This window comes from Liquorilactobacillus mali, assembly GCF_001437155.1.
Classification (GTDB): domain Bacteria; phylum Bacillota; class Bacilli; order Lactobacillales; family Lactobacillaceae; genus Liquorilactobacillus; species Liquorilactobacillus mali_A.
In genome coordinates this window covers 1-17,647 of record NZ_JQAR01000021.1, presented here as the reverse complement: position 1 = coordinate 17,647, position 17,647 = coordinate 1, and the positions used below count along the sequence as shown (strand labels likewise).

General features: G+C 35.2%; 16 protein-coding genes. 8 read left to right on the top strand and 8 right to left on the bottom strand.

The features are described 5' to 3' along the window. Positions 1-54: 54 nt before the first annotated feature. The 4 genes from IV36_RS08790 to IV36_RS08775 form a co-directional block, all read right to left on the bottom strand. Complete coding sequence (locus tag IV36_RS08790) at positions 55-834, bottom strand: ABC transporter ATP-binding protein (RefSeq protein WP_056991770.1); 780 nt, start codon at positions 832-834, stop codon at positions 55-57. Then, positions 824-1,726: an ABC transporter permease gene (locus IV36_RS08785; protein WP_056991768.1), complete on the bottom strand. Its 903-nt coding sequence runs from the start codon at positions 1,724-1,726 to the stop codon at positions 824-826. Before IV36_RS08785 ends, IV36_RS08790 begins: the two co-directional genes overlap by 11 nt. Further along, entirely contained in the window at positions 1,723-2,730 is a 1,008-nt protein-coding gene (gene trpX / locus IV36_RS08780; RefSeq protein WP_056991766.1) for a tryptophan ABC transporter substrate-binding protein, read from the bottom strand. Before trpX ends, IV36_RS08785 begins: the two co-directional genes overlap by 4 nt. A gap of 319 nt (positions 2,731-3,049) precedes the next feature. Then, positions 3,050-3,505: an Rrf2 family transcriptional regulator gene (locus tag IV36_RS08775; protein WP_003691310.1), complete on the bottom strand. Its 456-nt coding sequence runs from the start codon at positions 3,503-3,505 to the stop codon at positions 3,050-3,052. 243 nt (positions 3,506-3,748) lie between these two features. Here IV36_RS08775 and yidA point away from each other — a divergent pair, with 243 nt between their 5' ends. After that, positions 3,749-4,564, top strand: a complete 816-nt coding sequence (gene yidA / locus IV36_RS08770; protein WP_029327378.1) for a sugar-phosphatase — start codon at positions 3,749-3,751, stop codon at positions 4,562-4,564. A 176-nt stretch (positions 4,565-4,740) separates the two neighbouring features. Then, the gene (locus tag IV36_RS08765) at positions 4,741-6,168 is read left to right on the top strand and encodes an MFS transporter (protein WP_029327377.1); all 1,428 of its coding nucleotides are present in this window, start codon (positions 4,741-4,743) and stop codon (positions 6,166-6,168) included. Between the two features lie 119 nt (positions 6,169-6,287). Here IV36_RS08765 and IV36_RS08760 read toward each other — a convergent pair whose 3' ends face one another. Then, positions 6,288-6,974 (bottom strand): glycerophosphodiester phosphodiesterase, encoded by a 687-nt coding sequence (locus IV36_RS08760; RefSeq protein WP_003691315.1) that lies wholly within the window; start codon positions 6,972-6,974, stop codon positions 6,288-6,290. Positions 6,975-7,085: 111 nt separating this feature from the next. Further along, positions 7,086-8,525 (bottom strand): MFS transporter, encoded by a 1,440-nt coding sequence (locus IV36_RS08755; RefSeq protein WP_003691317.1) that lies wholly within the window; start codon positions 8,523-8,525, stop codon positions 7,086-7,088. Between the two features lie 207 nt (positions 8,526-8,732). Between IV36_RS08755 and IV36_RS08750 the strand changes: the two genes are divergently transcribed. The 3 genes from IV36_RS08750 (at position 8,733) to IV36_RS08740 (ending at position 12,135) form a co-directional block, all read left to right on the top strand. Further along, complete coding sequence (locus IV36_RS08750; RefSeq protein WP_056991764.1) at positions 8,733-11,474, top strand: HAD-IC family P-type ATPase; 2,742 nt, start codon at positions 8,733-8,735, stop codon at positions 11,472-11,474. 175 nt (positions 11,475-11,649) lie between these two features. Continuing rightward, on the top strand, positions 11,650-11,856 hold the full coding sequence (locus IV36_RS08745; RefSeq protein WP_010077916.1) for a CsbD family protein: 207 nt from the start codon (positions 11,650-11,652) through the stop codon (positions 11,854-11,856). Between the two features lie 36 nt (positions 11,857-11,892). Continuing rightward, positions 11,893-12,135 carry a GlsB/YeaQ/YmgE family stress response membrane protein gene (locus tag IV36_RS08740; RefSeq protein WP_056991762.1) on the top strand — a complete coding sequence of 81 codons (243 nt, stop codon included), beginning with the start codon at positions 11,893-11,895 and terminating at the stop codon, positions 12,133-12,135. Positions 12,136-12,645: 510 nt separating this feature from the next. On the opposite strand, the gene IV36_RS08735 is transcribed toward IV36_RS08740, so the two are convergent. Next, complete coding sequence (locus IV36_RS08735; protein WP_056991760.1) at positions 12,646-13,188, bottom strand: biotin transporter BioY; 543 nt, start codon at positions 13,186-13,188, stop codon at positions 12,646-12,648. Between the two features lie 166 nt (positions 13,189-13,354). Between IV36_RS08735 and bioB the strand changes: the two genes are divergently transcribed. After that, complete coding sequence (gene bioB / locus IV36_RS08730; RefSeq protein ID WP_056991809.1) at positions 13,355-14,317, top strand: biotin synthase BioB; 963 nt, start codon at positions 13,355-13,357, stop codon at positions 14,315-14,317. 1,208 nt (positions 14,318-15,525) lie between these two features. Here the strand turns inward: bioB and IV36_RS08725 are convergent. Continuing rightward, a complete protein-coding gene (locus tag IV36_RS08725) occupies positions 15,526-15,966 on the bottom strand; it encodes a GNAT family N-acetyltransferase (protein WP_056991757.1) in 441 nt (146 codons plus the stop codon). Between the two features lie 276 nt (positions 15,967-16,242). On the opposite strand from IV36_RS08725, the gene IV36_RS08720 reads away from it, so the two are divergent. Next, positions 16,243-16,521 carry a hypothetical protein gene (locus IV36_RS08720; protein WP_056991755.1) on the top strand — a complete coding sequence of 93 codons (279 nt, stop codon included), beginning with the start codon at positions 16,243-16,245 and terminating at the stop codon, positions 16,519-16,521. Positions 16,522-16,565: 44 nt separating this feature from the next. Continuing rightward, entirely contained in the window at positions 16,566-16,754 is a 189-nt protein-coding gene (locus tag IV36_RS08715; protein ID WP_056991753.1) for a dihydrodipicolinate synthase family protein, read from the top strand. Positions 16,755-17,647: the final 893 nt, after the last annotated feature.

The following is a 17,647-nucleotide window of genomic DNA, read 5'->3' as shown; positions in this document are numbered from 1 at the left end:
TTGGGTATAATCCTTATTTTTAATTAAACTAATATTCTAAAATTAATTTGTTAATTATACTTCGACCAAGTCATTAAAGAAGCTCAGCAGCTGTTCTTTGGTTAATTTTTCCTTTTCTGGACCAGCAACATCAAAAACAACCTTGCCTTTATCTAAAACAATTAGGCGATTTCCATATTTTAGTGCATCATCTAAGTGATGTGTAATCATCAAGCATGTTAGGTGCTGCTCGGAGATTGTTTTATTTGTTTCTTCCATTAGTTGAAAGCTTGTTTTAGGATCTAATGCGGCCGTATGTTCATCAAGTAACAGCAGTTCCGGCTTTTGGATAATGGCCATCAAAAAACTGAGTGCCTGTCTTTGACCACCAGAAAGGTTTTCAGTGGCAACATCTAACTTAGTATTTAACCCATTACTCATGGTACTAGTTAATTCCTTAAAGTGTGATTTGTGCTTATTTAAATGGCGAAGTGTTAGGTTACGAGAACTTCCTCGGCGAAGCGCTAAATTCAAGTTTTCTGCGACAGTCATTCGAGGAGCCGTGCCCATTTTAGGATCTTGGAAAACTCTGCCTAAGTAGCGTGCTCTTTTTTCAACGGTTTCTTTTGCAATATCCCTTTCATTTAGTAGGATTTGTCCACTAGTTATTGCAAGATTACCAGCAATTGTATTGAAAAGGGTAGATTTACCAGCACCATTTGATCCTAAAACTGTGATGAAGTCCCCACGATGGACATTGAGGTTCAGATTATTCAAAATAACATTCTCAGAAGGAGTTCCAGCATTCACAGTTGTAACGATATTTTTAAGAGAAAGAATTGGTTTATTTTGCATTCTTGAGACCTCCTTTAGCCAGCACTTTAGTCAACTTTAGTTTTTTCCCTAATACAGGTGACATTAAGCAAAGAGCTAAGATTATTGCCGATAATAAGTTGAGGTCGTTTGTACTGAACCCAAGCTGTAAGACAATCAAAATGACAAAACGATAGATAATACTTCCTAAGGTTACCGCAATTAACCTTTGATTAAGCGTTAATTCACCAAAGACCACTTCTCCAATAATGATTGATGCAAGTGCGATTACAATGATCCCTATCCCCATGTTAATATCTGCATAGCCATTACTTTGTGAGATTAGAGCACCGCCAAGGCCGATAATTCCATTAGAGAGCATTAGTCCCATAATGGTCATGGAATCAGTGTTAATTCCTAACGAACGGGCCATCATTGGATTGTCACCGGTTGCTATGAACGCCTGTCCCAATTCGGTCTGAAGAAAGAGCATTAATAAGATAGTGATGACTGCTACTGTGACTAGTCCAACGAAAACACTATCAAAATATTTAGGAAGTGATTCAAGAAAATGATTTGAGAAAATAGTCTGTTTTCCTAAAAGAGAAATATTGGAACCGCCCATGATTCTCAAGTTGATGGACAGACAAGCTGTCATTACGAGAATTCCAGCTAGTAAGATAGGAATCTTGCCCTTGGTATACAGCAAACCAGTTAATAAGCCTGCAACTGCTCCGGCGACGAATCCAAGAATACACGCTAGAAAAGGAGAAACACCACGTGTAATCGTAGCCGTTGTTACGGCAGCACCCAGTGGGAATGTTCCTTCAACAGTCATATCTGGAAAATTCAGGATACGGAACGTTAAAAATAAAGCAACTCCTAATATGGCCCACAAGAGGCCTTGACCAATACTTGAGACAATCATACTCATTTGAAAACTTCTCCTCTGCTTTGTGCCTGTTTGACAATATCATCGGGTAATGTGATTCCCAATAGTTTAGCTTCCTTTGTATTGATTACATATTCACCTTTAGTAATATATTTAACTGGGAAATTCGCAGTTTTTCTACCGCGAAGAACTTGTGCAGCCATTTCACCAGCAACTTTACCTAATTTATATTGACTGATTGCATATGATGCAAGACCGCCGTCTTTGACCATTGTATCAGCGGCTGCAAAAACAGGAATCTTAGATTTGTTAGCAACTTCAACCAAAGTTTTCATGGCTGCAGCTACTTCGTTGTCTTGAGGTGCATAGACAGCATCCACTTGTGAAACCATTTGTTCAGCAACTTGCTGCATATCATTGGTGCCTGAAATAGTATAGAGTTTATAGTTTATTCCTTCTTTTTTGCAAAGTGCTGCGAACTTCTTTGCATTGTATGTGCCACCATGATCAGAAGATGTGTAGATAATACCAATTGTTTTAGCATTAGGCATGACTGTCTTTATCAATGCCAATTGTTTTTCTAGAGGAGATTCACCTGAAGTACCAGTAATGTTAGCCCCAGGATGCTTATCTGTCTTAACTAAGCCGCTCCCTGATGGATTAGTTATACCCGCAAGGATAACAGGTGTTTTTTTACCAGCAACATTAGCTAGAGCCTGCGCTGCAGGTGTAGCGATTCCTGCCATTAGTGATACTTTTTCATTTGAAAATTTAGTACTCATAGTTTTCAAATTGCTCTGATCACCTTGTGCATTTTGAAAATCAATTTTGATATTTTTACCGGGTGTATAACCATATTCCTTTAAACCAGCTACAAATCCCTTATGGATCTGATCGAGTGCGGGATGAGTCATTAATTGCAAAATTCCAACAGTAGGTATTTTTTTCTTTGTCGTTGCTGTATTTGATGAATTATTTTGTGTCATAAAAAAGGCTACCCCTAAAAATATAACTAATGCTGCAATAAAGCCATAAAGTCTTTTCATAATTAAAATCTCCCCATTTTTTATTATAAATAATGAGAGCAAATAAAAAGGGCAAACCAGCATGCCTGGTCGCCCTCGAACCAAAGCCTGCCGCGTAGACCCATGCAGACTTCTTTTAGAATACAAGAAAGTTAGTCGGCACAGATACAAACTGTTTGCCAGATTGTATCCGTGTAATTACGAATTACAATCCGCTATGCCGGCTTTGCCATGAAATATTCGCTGTGAATAGACTAGACTTTCTCATAATCAAACTCGTCCTTTCGATAATTATTGATGTTAGTATATTGTTAATTATCCTCAGTGTCAAGAATAACTGTTAAATTTTTGCAAAAGTATCGCTATTTTTTTGATGATGTGCAATATCCATCCTAACATCATCAGCAATATCTGCAATGGTTATTCTACGCATTTTTGCCTCAGCGGTACTTTGAATTTCCAGATAGTATTTGTTTAAAATAGTCGGAATAATGTGACCGACTTGACACTCTTTCGAGGTATTTTGATCGACTTTTAAAAGTGGAGAATCAGGACAAGTTGCCATGTATACGTCGAAAATAGTGATTTTATTTGGATTTTTTGCCAACTTAGGACAAGCCGCTCCTTGAGTCGTTTCAAGTAAGTTTGCTTTTCTCAGTTGTCCCATCATTCTGCGTGTCAGACTAGGATTAGTATTAAGACTACTTGCAATCAATTCGCTTGTTAGTTTTTGATTATCATGCAACTCGATATATACTAGAATGTGAATTAGGTCGCTCAAACGATTATTAGCCATTAGAGTGCATCTCCTTTCATCTGTTGTTACTTTAAAAGTAATATAACACAAAACTTAAAAAAAAAAAATAAACAAGTTTACTACACTATGATTGATTTGTGTTAAAATTACATAGAATATAAAAAGTAACATGAATTAAGTTATTAGGTTTAGAAAGTTTATTGAGGTAGAAAACGCTTTACAGTAAATTAATTTAAGGCTATTCTGAAAACATAATCATAGCTGTCAAGAAATGAGGAGATTATAATTTCAATTAAATTAGTGGCAATTGACATTGATGGTACGCTAGTAAATTCGCAGAAGGAATTAACTAAGAAAGTTAAAGAAACAATAACTCAAGCAAAAGAAAGAAATATAAAGGTCGTAATATGTACGGGCAGACCTATCTCAGGTGTTAGAAAACTGTTGAAAGAATTGGAACTTGATAATCAAGATGAACAGTATGTAGTCTGTTTTGGCGGTGCAGTGGTTCAGACAACTGCGGGAAAGATTATCAGCTCGCAGCCAATCACTTATCAGAATTATCTTGATCTTGAAAAATTGGCACGAAAGTTAAATCTGCACTTTCACGCAATCAGTGAAGACAGAATCTACACGGCAAATAAGGATATCGGATATTATACAGTTTATGAGAGCAATCTGGTTTCACTGGGAATATCCTATCGTACACCGGACGAAATGAGTAATATTAACTTAATCAAGGCAATGTTTATTGACGAACAGGCCATTTTAGATAAAGCAATAAGCAATTGGGAACCATTTTCAAAAATGGAAAACGAGCTTGTTTTTACCAAAAGTGCTCCTTTCTACTTAGAGGCCAATGCAAAGGGAGTTAACAAGGGAAATGCTTTGTCTAAGCTAGGGGCAGTTTTAGGCATAACTCCAGATGAAATCATGGCTATTGGCGACGAACAAAATGATTTGAGCATGATTAAGTTTGCGGGGCTAGGTGTAGCAATGAAAAATGCTATTCCACAGGTTAAAGAGGCCGCAAGTGTAACTACTGATGATAATGATCACGATGGGGTAGCAAAAGCTATTCAAAAATACGTTTTATAGTTATGCTGGTAGTATTTTGATAAATGTTAATTTCCTTTTCTGTGGGAAATTAATTTAGTTAGTATTAGAGTTGTGGAAATTCCAAAGCAACTCTTTTTATTTGTTTGGCATTAAAGGGACTCATTTTCAAAATGAGGTTTCAAATGATTGGGAAAATGAAAGATGGAGGACAAAAAATGAGAAATGAGGGTAGTAGGGCACAAAAAAATATTTGGCTAATAATTGCCGCAGTTGGAATATTTACTTTTATGTCAACTTTAGATTCATCGATTATTAACATCGCACTGCCTGTAATTTCTAAAGATCTGGCAATTCCAATGAATAAGGCAACTTGGACAGTTGCAATTTATTTAATATTTATTTCAGGAATATTAACCTTTTTTGGTGGCCTTGGTGATCAAATAGGAAAAATTAAAGTTTTTAAGATAGGGACCTATGTCTTTACAATTGGGTCATTACTTGCTGGAATCAATTTAGGCTTATGGTTTCTTCTTTTTGCAAGGGTCGTTCAAGCACTGGGAGCCGCAATGACGATGAGTAATAGCTTTGGAATTATCACGAGTGCTGCTCCTATGAAGATGCGTGCGCGAGCAATGGCTTTAAATGCAATGTTTGTGTCATTGGGAACAATTACTGGACCAGGACTTGGTGGATTAATACTGGAACATTTTAAATGGCCGTATATTTTTTGGGTAAATGTGCCTATTGGTATCGTAGCGATTATTATTGGAATGAAAGTATTACCACAGGAAGTAAGGTCTACTACAAAAGTGACTTTTGATTATTTAGGAATCATCAGTTTATTTTTGACAATTAGCATTTTCTTTTTAGGTGTAAATATTGGACAAGAGCAAGGATTTGTAGAAATTATTCCATTGAGTTCGTTTGTTGTTTCGATAATATTATTAATCTTTTTCATTATCCACGAACTTCATACGGAGAACCCCTTGCTAGACTTAACAATTTTCAAATCGTCGCTCTTTACGATTAGTCTGGTTGCCGCTTTTCTGATATTTACAAGCAACTTTTTTATTAATGTATTATTACCATTCTATTTTGAAAATCTAAGAGGCATTTCTTCGGGAACGGCGGGAATCTATATGATGATCTGGCCGGTGACGATGTTAATTGGAACACCAATTTCGGGTTATATTGCAGACAAATTTGATCAGGAATATGTTACGTTATTCGGATTAACAGTCTTAGTACTCTCCTTTTTCGGCTGGCGGGTCGTTAATGGCGAGTCTTCTTTATTGTTTGTAGGATGTCTCTTGGTACTTGGTGGAGTAGGAATGTCCTTTTTCCAAACTCCTAACAATGCTTTGATTATGACTAATGCACCCAAAGCCAAACTTGGTGTAGCTGGAGCATTGAATGCATTGGCTAGAAATTTGGGGATGATTTCCGGAACGAGCCTTGTGACCACAATTTTGTATTTTGCTATGAGTCAAAAGATAGGGTACACCATTACAAGTTATCCGGCTCATGACAGCAGTATTTTTGTGTATGGCATGCACATTGCCTTCACAAGCGCAACGTATATTATTTCGTTTACGTGGTTATTGACGTTATATCGTGTCTGGATGAGAGCTAAGAAACATTAGATAAGTCGCAAAATTAGCGGTTAGACAGACAATGTTAACTTATGGAACACATTTGTCCAAGTAAATAGAGGAGCTAGGTCAAGCTTTAACTTTTGACCCAGCTCCTCTTTGTGTAGGTTTTACAACATCTTTTCTCTTATTTTAAAAGCTTTTTCAAAATTGTCGGTAATAATTCCAGCAACTTGCTGACTAAATAGTTTTTTTATTTTAAATGAATCATTAACTGTCCAAATCCTTTGGAGAATATCATCTTTTTGGTAGTGATGAAGATGCAATCCCGACAAGCCCAATTTTTTAACAAACAACGCTGCTTCAGGTACCTTATGCATGGTCAACCAACAATATAATTGCGAATCGTCAATTTTTTTACATCTTTTCAAAGTATCCAAGTTAAAAGATGAGTAGACAACAGGCTTGTCAAGGTCATAACTCTTAACCATATCAAGAACAATCTTTTCAATTCCGGGATAGTTCATTTTGTCAGTTTTTAATTCGATATTTAATTGGACAGGTGAAGTGCCAACTAGTTCCAGTACTTCTTTTAGAGTCGGGATTGATTCACCATTCTCCAATTTGAGTTCTCGCAATTCCGAGAGCGAAAAAGAACGAATTTCTCCTTTTTCATTAGTAGTTCTATCAACAGTTTCATCATGAAGTACGACAGGTATGTTATCTTTGGTCAAATGAACGTCAAATTCCAATCCATCTATGTGATGCTCAATTGCATAGTGAAAACCTTCGAGTGAATTTTCAGCATATTTTGCAGGAAAACCACGATGACCAAAAATCAATGTTTGTTCTGTCATTCTATACCATCCTTTTAAAATTCAATTAGAAAAAATCATTATCCATTTTCTATTATAAGTCGTTGGAGTAACCAACTGTTATAAATATTGTAATTAATGTGTAAAGAATAATCAGTCAATAATCTTTTTATTTGGATCAAGTAAATTTGTAATGAGAATGACAAGAAAAAGAAGAATGGTGATTCCAAAGACACCGTGTAGAGCTTGCAAAATAATATTTTCAATATTGAGTTGATGCGCAATCACCGTTTTACTTGCAGAACTGATAGTATCGTTAACTTGAGCAAGTGAAACGCCATTAAGATTGTTTTTAATAATAATATTTAGGGTCGCGCCATATACACCGGCCATTACTGTCGGTCCAAGCGATCTGCCTAAAGTGATTATGGCGGTTGCAGATCCAACCTGTTCTGGTCCAACTAAGTGTTGACACAACATGATATTCATACTGATAACGACTCCCATTCCAGCACCGCTAATTGCTGCAATTATATAGAATGACCAGTCAGGAAAGTTTCTACCCGCTCCAATCAATGGTAGATAACTTATGCATTGGATGATAACAACAACTAATATAATTTTTTTAGGTGAGAATCTCTGCAGTAATGGGCCAACAAAAAAGGATGAAAGCAGCCACATAACAGAACTCGAAGTTACAACAAGTCCAGAAATTGTTGCGGGCACATGGTAGAGCGACTGTAGCCAGATAGGAAAGTATATTTCATAACAAATCAAAATCCCACTCAGCAACGTTGCTGTAATAACTTGATTTGAGAATGTTCGATTAACAAACATTGAGATTGGAATTATTGGGTCTTTCGCTTTTATTTCTGCTGAAGAAAAAAGAAGTAAACAAATACCCGAGATGACAAGAATCAGAATTCCCAAAATAACATGAGTGTTTAATAACTGGATACCTATCAGCAACAGCAATAGGGTAAGCGACAGGAAGGTGATTCCAGCTTTATCGATGTTAGTAAGTTGCTGCTTAGTATAAGTTTCATGATAACCGGCTGCAATTATGACAAATACTAGTATCCCCAAAGGAACATTGACAAAAAAGACCCAATGCCAGCTTAATTGGTCTACAAGGAATCCACCTAGGAGTGGGCCGATAAGTGCAGATAACCCCCATGCAGTGTTGGTGAATGCCATGATTTTTGCACGTTCCTTGAATGAATAAAGATCAGCGATAATGGTGAATGTGAGGGGGATTACAGAGCCCGCGCCAATTCCTTGGATACAGCGGGCAATTATTAGAAAGAAGATATTTGGTGCTAATCCACTTAGTAGAGAACCAATAGTAAATAATACGAGACCTAATTGAAATAATGATTTTCTTCCCCAAACATCTGCTAATTTCCCGTAAATAGGAGTAGCAATTGCAGTCATTAGGAGATAAGAACTCATTATCCAGCTCTGAAATGATAAACCATGCAATTGACTGATTATGGATGGGAGAGCAGTAGTAACAATTGTAACTTCTACTGAAGTCATAAAAGTTGCTACGAAAATGGCACATAAAATTAAAATACGGTTATTTTTTTTCAATATTCAAACGTCCTTTTTGTTAGCATCAGTTAATTATTGAATATAACAACCTTTTTTGCAATCTTAAACTCTAGAATTTTATTTTCAGAGGACTATCCTTTATAATTGGTAGTAATTAATCGGAGGTGAGGACTATCAGAAGGGTATTATTAGAACTTCGTATACCAGATCGATAAAAAATATAAATAGAAGAGGATGATTTTATTAATGCAAGATGAGCAGCAAGCACACTTAATTGAACAAGGTGAAGATTCCGGAGATGACGGTGCCCCCAGTCAGAGGCAAGATTGGCAAGCAAGTACAGCACAGTTAGAGGATAGGTACCAGACAAATGCAACTATTGGATTAAGTGCTAAAGAAGCAAAAAGAAGATTAGAACGATTTGGGAAAAATGAACTAGAGGTCAAGAAGAAGTCTAATTGGGTTCTTTTTTTCAAACAATTCAATAACAGTATTGTCTATATTTTGGCAGTGACTGCAATTGCTACTTTCCTGTTACATCACTACCCAGACTCGATTGTTATAGGCGCAGTTATTGTAGCAAATGCCCTCATAGGATTTTTTCAAGAGGTTTCTGCCGACACTGCCCTGAACAAAATTCAAGGATTATTGGTAGCCGAGAGTTTTGTTATTCGTGATGGGCAACGAAAAATGATGGAGGCAAAGGAAATTGTTGTTGGGGACATTATTAGTCTTGAAGCAGGAGATTCTGTTCCAGCTGATATCCGTCTACTGACAGCCGATAATTTAAAGATACAGGAGTCGACGTTGACTGGTGAGACGAATTCTGTTGATAAGATTGAAGAGCCGATTGAATTGGAGAATGTTCCGTTAGCTGAGAGAGCAAACATGGCTTTTGCTGCTACAGCCGTAATAAGTGGTTCTGGCACGGGAGTCGTGGTAGCAACGGGAATGCAGTCGCAAATTGGTAAGATCCAATCCGATGTAATTAAAGTCAAAAACAAGGCAACGCCGCTGATGAAAAACCTAGATAAATTGGGGATTACATTATCATTGGCAATTGTGGCAATTGCGGCAATACTATTCTTCTTAGGTATGCATCTTAAAATCTATAGTCTGCCAACACTAACAGTTGCGATTATTACACTAGTTGTTGGTTCTATGCCGGAAGGAATGCCTGCAAGTGTTTCGGTTGTCTTGGCAATGGGAACGAGAAAATTGACTGGGAAGAATGCGATTGTTAAGACCTTGCCTGCAGTGGAGACTTTAGGAGCTGTTGATATTGTTAATACTGATAAGACAGGAACTCTTACCAAAAATGAAATGACGGTCACCGATATAATAACTCTCAATGGTGAGTACACAGTATCTGGTGTTGGTTATGATGCTTCGGGTCAAATTCTTGATACTGAGAATAGAGTTGTTGCCTGGAAAAATGATGATAAGCTGAATAAGCTTATTAAGATTGCTGGACAGACTTCTGATGCATCATTCCATTTGGAAGGCGGAGCCTGGATACTTACTGGTGAACCAACTGATGGAGCCTTGACCGGACTTTATCATAAAGTCACAGGAGAAGAACCAGACGTATCTGAGATTGATTCACTTCCTTTTGATTCGGAATTTAGGTATTCTGCAAGACTTGTTCAGGTTGAAAATCAGCGTTATTTAATGGTTAAAGGAGCTCCACAGACTTTACTAAGTAAGATTAAGAAATTTAGTCCTGATTTTGAAGAAGAACAGAAATGGTTAGATAAAGTTGTGAAACTTTCTAAACAGGGAAAACGTGTGGTTGGACTTGGATTACAGAAGGTCGATGACGCTGAGAAACTTGTAGATACGGCAAAAATAGGAAAGCAGTTTGAATTTGTGGGGATAGTCGGGATAATTGATCCTCCCAGAGAAGAAGCTAGAGATGCCATCAAGCAACTTCGATATGCTGGGGTTAAGGTTAAGATGATTACTGGTGACGACCCTAATACAGCTTTAGCTATTGCAAATCAACTTGACATGGGTGAAAATTTAAAGGCTGTTACGGGTCCAGAACTTGATAAGATGTCTGAACAGGACTTGATTGACAATATTGATAAGTATACGGTTTTTGCACGAACCACTCCAAGTGATAAGTTAAAGATATTGAAGGCACAGCAGCAAAGAAAGCACGTTGTATCAATGACAGGTGATGGTGTTAATGATGCACCCGCACTTAAACAAGCTGATATAGGTGTTGCAATGGGGATTAAGGGTACCGATGTGGCTAGAGGTTCGGCTGACATGATATTGGCAGATGACAACTTTATAACTATTCTTTCTGCAGTTAGAGAAGGACGATTAGTTTTTGATAATATTCGTAAAACGATCCGATTTTTACTACCAACAAGTTTTGCGGAAGGATTAATTGTTGTTTTCAGTATCTTGTTAAACCAGACTATGCCGCTATATCCTACACAGTTACTGTGGATCAACATGGTTTCAGCATTAACAATTCAATTTGCCTTCATCTTCGAGCCAGCAGAAAATGGGATAATGGCTAGGGGACCTAGGGATATCGGTCGTGGAATTTTGACGAAGTTTGATATTGTTGAAATAATCTATGTATCAATCCTGATCGCAGGTTTAGGTATGATCGCTTATAATGGTATGACTGCTCTTGGAATGTCACATATAATGGGCAGTACCATGACTTTGAATATTATTATCTTTGGTAAGATATTCTACTTGTTCAATATGCGAAACAATCATCTTGTTTTTTCAAAATATTTTTTTCAGAATAAAATCTCTTTTTACATTATAGGTATATTGTTGTTATTTCAGGTGGGTATTATTTATTTGCCATTTATGCAGGATATATTCCACACTGGATCGATTAATTTTGTTTATGGTTGGATAATTCCAAGTATAACAGGATTAATCGTGCTGATAGTCACAGAATTAGTAAAAGTTGTAAGATTAGTATACTCAAAAAAAGCAAGTAAATCGAAAATATAATAAATCTTTTAGTATTTCAAGCTAGGTTATCAGGAAAAATCCTAAAGAATTCCCGTATTTTATTCGTGAAAGCAAAAAAATTGATTACAATATTAACCTTTGTTACAATTTATGTAAGGTTAAGCGTTATGTACGGCTTAATACGAAGTGAATTTTCGAAGGGAGCTGAAAGTATATGAGTTTGGATGACAAAGTCGATGGAATGAAAGACAAGGTTACCGGTAAAGCAAAAGAAGTTGAAGGAAAAGCAACTGGTGACAAGACTCGTGAAGCACAAGGTAAGGCAGAAGGATTCTTGGGTAAAGCCAAAGAAAAACTTGGCGATGCTAAGGATGCTGTTAAAGATGCTGCCGAGGATTTAAAGTCGAAAATTAACAAATAATTTTGAGAAACAAAGTTGTACGAAGGGGGAGAGACTATGCATTGGTTATGGGTCTTAATTGTAGGTGCGATTATAGGTGCAATTGCAGGTGCAATTACAAGCAAAGGCAAATCAATGGGATGGATTAGTAATATTGTTGCAGGTTTAGTGGGCTCATCTATTGGTGAGGCAGTACTTGGTTCTTGGGGACCGCAATTAGCTGGAATGGCTATTGTACCATCAATTATTGGTGCAGTAATTCTTGTATGGCTAGTTTCATTTATTCTGTTTAGACACTAAATTTTATTCTTTCTTTTTGAAATAATGAGAACCTTGGTGAATTTCATCAAGGTTCTTTTTTTGGTTAATTCATAGTGATGGGAACTGGGTTATATATAAGTCCTGAGTGAAAGAACTACACGAAAAGGTAATGATATTTTCAGCGTAGTTCTTTCGATATAATTAAAAAAATTGTTGGTTACGGTCAGCATGTCCAAAAACAATATCCTATGGAGGAATATCCAAAATGTATAACAGTTATAACATAATATTCGAACATAGAAACTAAAAAAATAGTTAACAAATAACACAGCTGTTCCCTACGATAATTATAATATACTGCATAATTAAAGTGTTTCATGACAAACATGAACTAATCATAGCTAGAGTCAACTAGATCGTAGTTTACCCTTCTTACCGATGATTGCGCACGCCCATTTGAAAGGTATTATTCAATTGCATATCAGAATATCAAGTCAATTAATTCTTCCTAAGCAAAAGATGTATTTTATGTTACATAAGAAGTTAACACTAGATATTGCTTCTGAAAACTACATTAACTCTTAATTTTTCGAATATGAGTACTGCTGCAATCGACTTGATTGTATCTCCAGGAATAAACACAAGAACGGACAACAGGGACTTCAGAAAAGGCATCCCAGTTGATACAGTTAACCCAATAGCTCCGCAGACATTGATAAAAGCAACTCCAATAATCCAAATGATAGCAAAATCGACCAACATTTTCTTATTTGAAAAAAGTTCAAAAGACTTGCCCATAATTAAAGGACAGAGTAAATAACTGAGCAGATATCCGCCGGAAGGACCAATGAAGACCGCAATACCACCGCGACCACCAGGTAGAAAGGGACATCCCAAGGCAACCAAGACAAGTAGTGAGAAAACTGCTAAAGTTCCCTTCTTGGAGCCTAATAATGCACCTGCAAGCATAACACCTAAGTTTTGTAAAACAATTGGCAATGGAATAAAGCCTATAGGAATACCGGGAATCAATCCCAAAATAATCAAAATAGCCGTCATCAAAGCGACTTGAGTTATCGTTCGTACCTTCATAATAAGCCTCCTAAGTGTAAATAATTACGAGTTAAACAATATATCCTAGTTAACCATTTTGTCAAATTTAGTTAACAGTTGTTTTTTTTTATTTTATGTGTAATTATTTTATTGTTAACCATTGTGTAAATTATTGTTAACAGAAGGAGCATGAAAATTGAATTACATGACATTAGCTCAAGATATTTTAGCTGGGAACAGAGAAATCACTGAAGAAGAAGCACTTAACATTCTTCATAGCAAAAAGGACTGGTGGTCAATTTTTGCCGCAGCTGTCTATTTAAAGAATCAAGTGACACAAAACTCGTTAAGATTAAATGTCTTATTAAGTGCAAAACAGGGTATTTGCAATGAGGACTGTGGCTATTGTGCCCAGTCACGGAGAAGCAAAGAGAAAATCGAAAAATACGGCTTGGTGCCAAATGCTGTAATTTTAAAAAAGGCAATTCTGGCCAAGAAGAATCATGCAAGTGTCTTTTGTATTGCGCTTAGCGGAACAAAACCATCTAAAAGAGAAGTTAATCAACTGTGTGAAATTATCCCAACTATCAAAAATAGACTTGGTCTTGAGATTTGTCTATCTGCCGGTTTCGTGGATGATAAACAGTTAGCACAGCTCAAAAGTGCTGGAATAGATCGAATAAATCATAATTTAAATACTCCTAGAGAGAATTATTGCAAAATTGCAACTACACATAATTATGACGATAGATGTGCAACACTTGAAAGAGTTAATGAGCATCAGATTGATGTTTGTTCTGGTTTTATTTGTGGTATGGGTGAAACAGATGAGGAATTAGTTGAACTCGCTTTTGATTTAAAGAGCAGGAATCCTTTTTCAATCCCAGTTAATTTTCTGTTAGCCATTGAAGGCACCCCATTGGAGGGGAAAAATGAATTGACGCCGCTTAAGTGCTTAAAAATAATGGTTATGATGCGCTTCATTTTTCCTAACAAAGAACTTCGTTTAAGTGCTGGACGTGAAAAACATTTTGACTTCTTACAGCCAATGGCTCTCTTATTGGTAAATTCAACGTTTCTGGGTGATTATCTGACAGAAGAAGGAGAAAATAAAAATGTGGATCTAGATTTCTTTAAAAATTTGGCTTTAAATATAGAAAACTACTGATTAGGACATTAAGATGCAGATAAAATATATGGGGCAAATATTCAAAAAACACATCCACAAAATAAGTTGATGTTGTAGTAGAAGAGCCCCAATCAATAGGTTTTGTCAGACAACATAAGCAGAAATTTGGTCTGTAGTTCAGATGTTGTTAAAACGTACAGTGAGATAACATTGCAAAAGTTTACGTTGATAATGCGATATTGGAAGCAAGAATATCCGAACTGGTAGATTCGATTGAGTCCTCAATAAAACCAGAAACCAAGGATTTACAAGCAGTAATTGCTTAAGTAAACTCATAATTTACATATACCGATGTAAATTACCACGTTCTTTAAAAGAGAGAGAAAAGTGTTAAGGCTTGGGTGTAACCGAAAGATGGTGGTACTTATTGGTGGGGGAGAGCAAGATATAAGAGTGCATATGTTGCTAGCTTAAACATTGATGAATTAAATAATATAGCTACTCCTAACGAAATCACTTATATATATGTGTTCGAAAAATTGCAAGTGACATTGGTTATGTTAAACACAAAAGTAATAGACGAATTGTAGCAAACATAATTTTATCCTTAACCTATTCAATTAAATACAATAAGGCGGTGTTAACATGAAATTTGATATTTTTTCATTAATTGCAATTTTATATGTTGCTTTAGTTTTTGCATTTCACTATGTTTTTAATGTGATTTCATTACCTACTCTAACAATAATTTTATTAGTATCAACAGTTGTAATAGTATGCATAAGAAAATATTTTTTATGAATATTTTAATTTTTTAAATGGACTGTCTTGAATTATGTAAGATAGTAGCAATCTCATTTTGCAAAAATTCGTTCGATTGACGAGCTCTCTTTAATTTATTGCCCACTACATCCAATTAAACTCCTACTTTATGTTGAGAGCTTTTTGATTTTATAAAATAAGTTTTTATTGGTAAATATATATTTTTTTGTTTTTATTTGCTATATTTTATTTTTAATACTTATAATCAAACCTGGGATGGCGCATATAAGAATATCGTAATAATACCAAGAAGCCGGCGCATTAAAAAATACTAGAAATGGCAAGCCAATTAATGATAGTCCGATATAAAACCATATATTTTTATAAAAATTTACCATATTTTTTCTCCTTATCCAAATTAGTATTTATCAACAGTTTGAATGAGTCTTGTTTATGATTGATTATTAGAAACGTCGATATAAAACTTAGTCAATCGTCTTGATAAGGTTAACACAAGCGACACCATCTTCTTGGTATATATCGCCACTGCGAACATAGCCGAGTGTTTCATAAAATGTTACTGCTGTCATTTCTGAATGTATGACGATCTTTTTGAAATTTTTTTGTTGAGCAATGTTTTCTAGAGAACGAACAACCTTAGTGCCTAACTTTTTTCCTCTATATTCCTTAAGTGTTGCTACACGTGTAATACGTACTATATCTTCATCCCGTGGTAAAAACCTAGCAGTTGAAATAGGCTTTTTATTACTAAAAATGACACTATATATTGTCGTTTCTCGATCGTTGTTATCAAATTCATCTTCTAAGCTTAAGTCTCGTTCTAAAACGAAAACAGACATTCTAACGTAACAGCTGGAAGCACGTAGATAGTCAAAAGCACCAACTTTTATTTCTAATTTTTCCATGTTATCCTCCATGTTTATCACCGTTAATTAAAAGAGCTCACTCTTTATCATATCGTAGATGTATTTTTTCATTGGGATGTGAAATTTTAAAAATTATCATATCACATATAACACCATAAATCATTTGGCATGACTAGGAGTCTGTCGATCCGGTCCAGAAAAGTCCAACTATATTTTTGGGAAAAATATCATTCTCATATTCATCATCAATGTTTTAATTATCCTATATTATGATAGTTTTCTTAATTACTATGGTTAAAAAGCGGATGATTTATAATGATCAAAGAAAAATCCTATGTAGCTTTCTCTACTTTATTCAACGAAGATGATAGTTTGAATGTTGGTAGAACAATTCAACATGTAAAATACTTAAATCAGCACGAAATAAAATCCATATTATTATCTGGAAAACAGTATAGTTTTTCTAATAATGAAAAATTTGAACTAATTAATACATTTGATCATAAGAATCAATTATCTGAGAATTTTGAATTAATATTTGGAATATCAAATATTCGACAAAAATATGGCGAAGAATTGGGCAAATTTATTTAGGAATCATCAATGATTAATGCTGTAATAGAGGGTTTTCGCCGTATTTGCTATCAACTCAACACGAAGCAATGAGTTATTTTAAGAAGATTGTCTCACTAGTGGATAAACAAGTAATCGTATATAATAATCTTGGTCGAACTGGACTTGACTTAAATATTGAAAATATTATTGATCTATTAAGTTACCCACGAGTAATTGGTGTTAAGAAAGCTGAAGACTTCAAGAAAACTTAGAAATTTTAAACAATTTAAACAAGATGGAAAGAATTTTTTGATATATTCTGTCAGAGTTTTTCATAAAATACGTTGAAAAACCATTTATAGTGACTTTTGCTATAAAAGTCGTATATGAAACTAGAATAATTAATAAAATTCATGAGCAGAAAGACCGAGTGGAATCATAAACTCTTTTTTCAAGATCTCACTAATTTTAGGTACGGGAATTTTGTTCATAACATTCACCTCTCTCAATGATGATAATTAACTATCTCTACATCCATAAAATCATTTTGACTGTCAACTGAAAAGTAACGACGATACTGTGCATTAATTTAATACTTACAGGTCTTCATGGTTACCAACCAATTTTACCGCGGTTACCGCAGATAGTACAAAAATGAACACTAATAATATTGACATGGCGACATTTATATATGTCGGTAAAGGTAGCATAAATACTGTTTCTGGTAAAAGATTACATAGCAAAAGTAATACGAAAGTCTACACTATTTTTTTCATAAATCCAAATTTCCTTGTAATACTGCCCTTAAAATAAAGTATTGTGCAGTTGTGTGCTATTTTTTAAATTAGTATACATTCAACTAAATGAACTTTGTAGTCTATTCTAAACACCTGTCTCTATACAGCGTATTTAAGCACGACAGAGACATATTTTGATTTGTTAGTGTAGTGTGTTAAGTCTATATTAGTGATTAATCACTTTCGAGTAATATAATTTTCTAAGTAGGAACTCAAGCTTTAAAAACATTGCGAGTATAACCCTTAATGTCTATCTATTATCAAAGAAAAAAGCTCATGTCCTCTGATGAAAGCTTTTCGTACCAATAATTCGGGAGTGTCAAGAAGTTTGTGTAAATGGGAATACCTTTCCCCTGTAAAATTAAACC

Coding starts and splice junctions, on each gene's coding strand:
- IV36_RS08790 (WP_056991770.1), bottom strand. CDS start 834: ATGCAAAATAAACCAATTCTTTCTCTTAAAAATATCGTTACAACTGTG.
- IV36_RS08785 (WP_056991768.1), bottom strand. CDS start 1,726: ATGAGTATGATTGTCTCAAGTATTGGTCAAGGCCTCTTGTGGGCCATA.
- trpX (WP_056991766.1), bottom strand. CDS start 2,730: ATGAAAAGACTTTATGGCTTTATTGCAGCATTAGTTATATTTTTAGGG.
- IV36_RS08775 (WP_003691310.1), bottom strand. CDS start 3,505: ATGGCTAATAATCGTTTGAGCGACCTAATTCACATTCTAGTATATATC.
- IV36_RS08765 (WP_029327377.1), top strand. CDS start 4,741: ATGAGAAATGAGGGTAGTAGGGCACAAAAAAATATTTGGCTAATAATT.
- IV36_RS08760 (WP_003691315.1), bottom strand. CDS start 6,974: ATGACAGAACAAACATTGATTTTTGGTCATCGTGGTTTTCCTGCAAAA.
- IV36_RS08750 (WP_056991764.1), top strand. CDS start 8,733: ATGCAAGATGAGCAGCAAGCACACTTAATTGAACAAGGTGAAGATTCC.
- IV36_RS08745 (WP_010077916.1), top strand. CDS start 11,650: ATGAGTTTGGATGACAAAGTCGATGGAATGAAAGACAAGGTTACCGGT.
- IV36_RS08740 (WP_056991762.1), top strand. CDS start 11,893: ATGCATTGGTTATGGGTCTTAATTGTAGGTGCGATTATAGGTGCAATT.
- IV36_RS08735 (WP_056991760.1), bottom strand. CDS start 13,188: ATGAAGGTACGAACGATAACTCAAGTCGCTTTGATGACGGCTATTTTG.
- bioB (WP_056991809.1), top strand. CDS start 13,355: ATGACATTAGCTCAAGATATTTTAGCTGGGAACAGAGAAATCACTGAA.
- IV36_RS08725 (WP_056991757.1), bottom strand. CDS start 15,966: ATGGAAAAATTAGAAATAAAAGTTGGTGCTTTTGACTATCTACGTGCT.
- IV36_RS08720 (WP_056991755.1), top strand. CDS start 16,243: ATGATCAAAGAAAAATCCTATGTAGCTTTCTCTACTTTATTCAACGAA.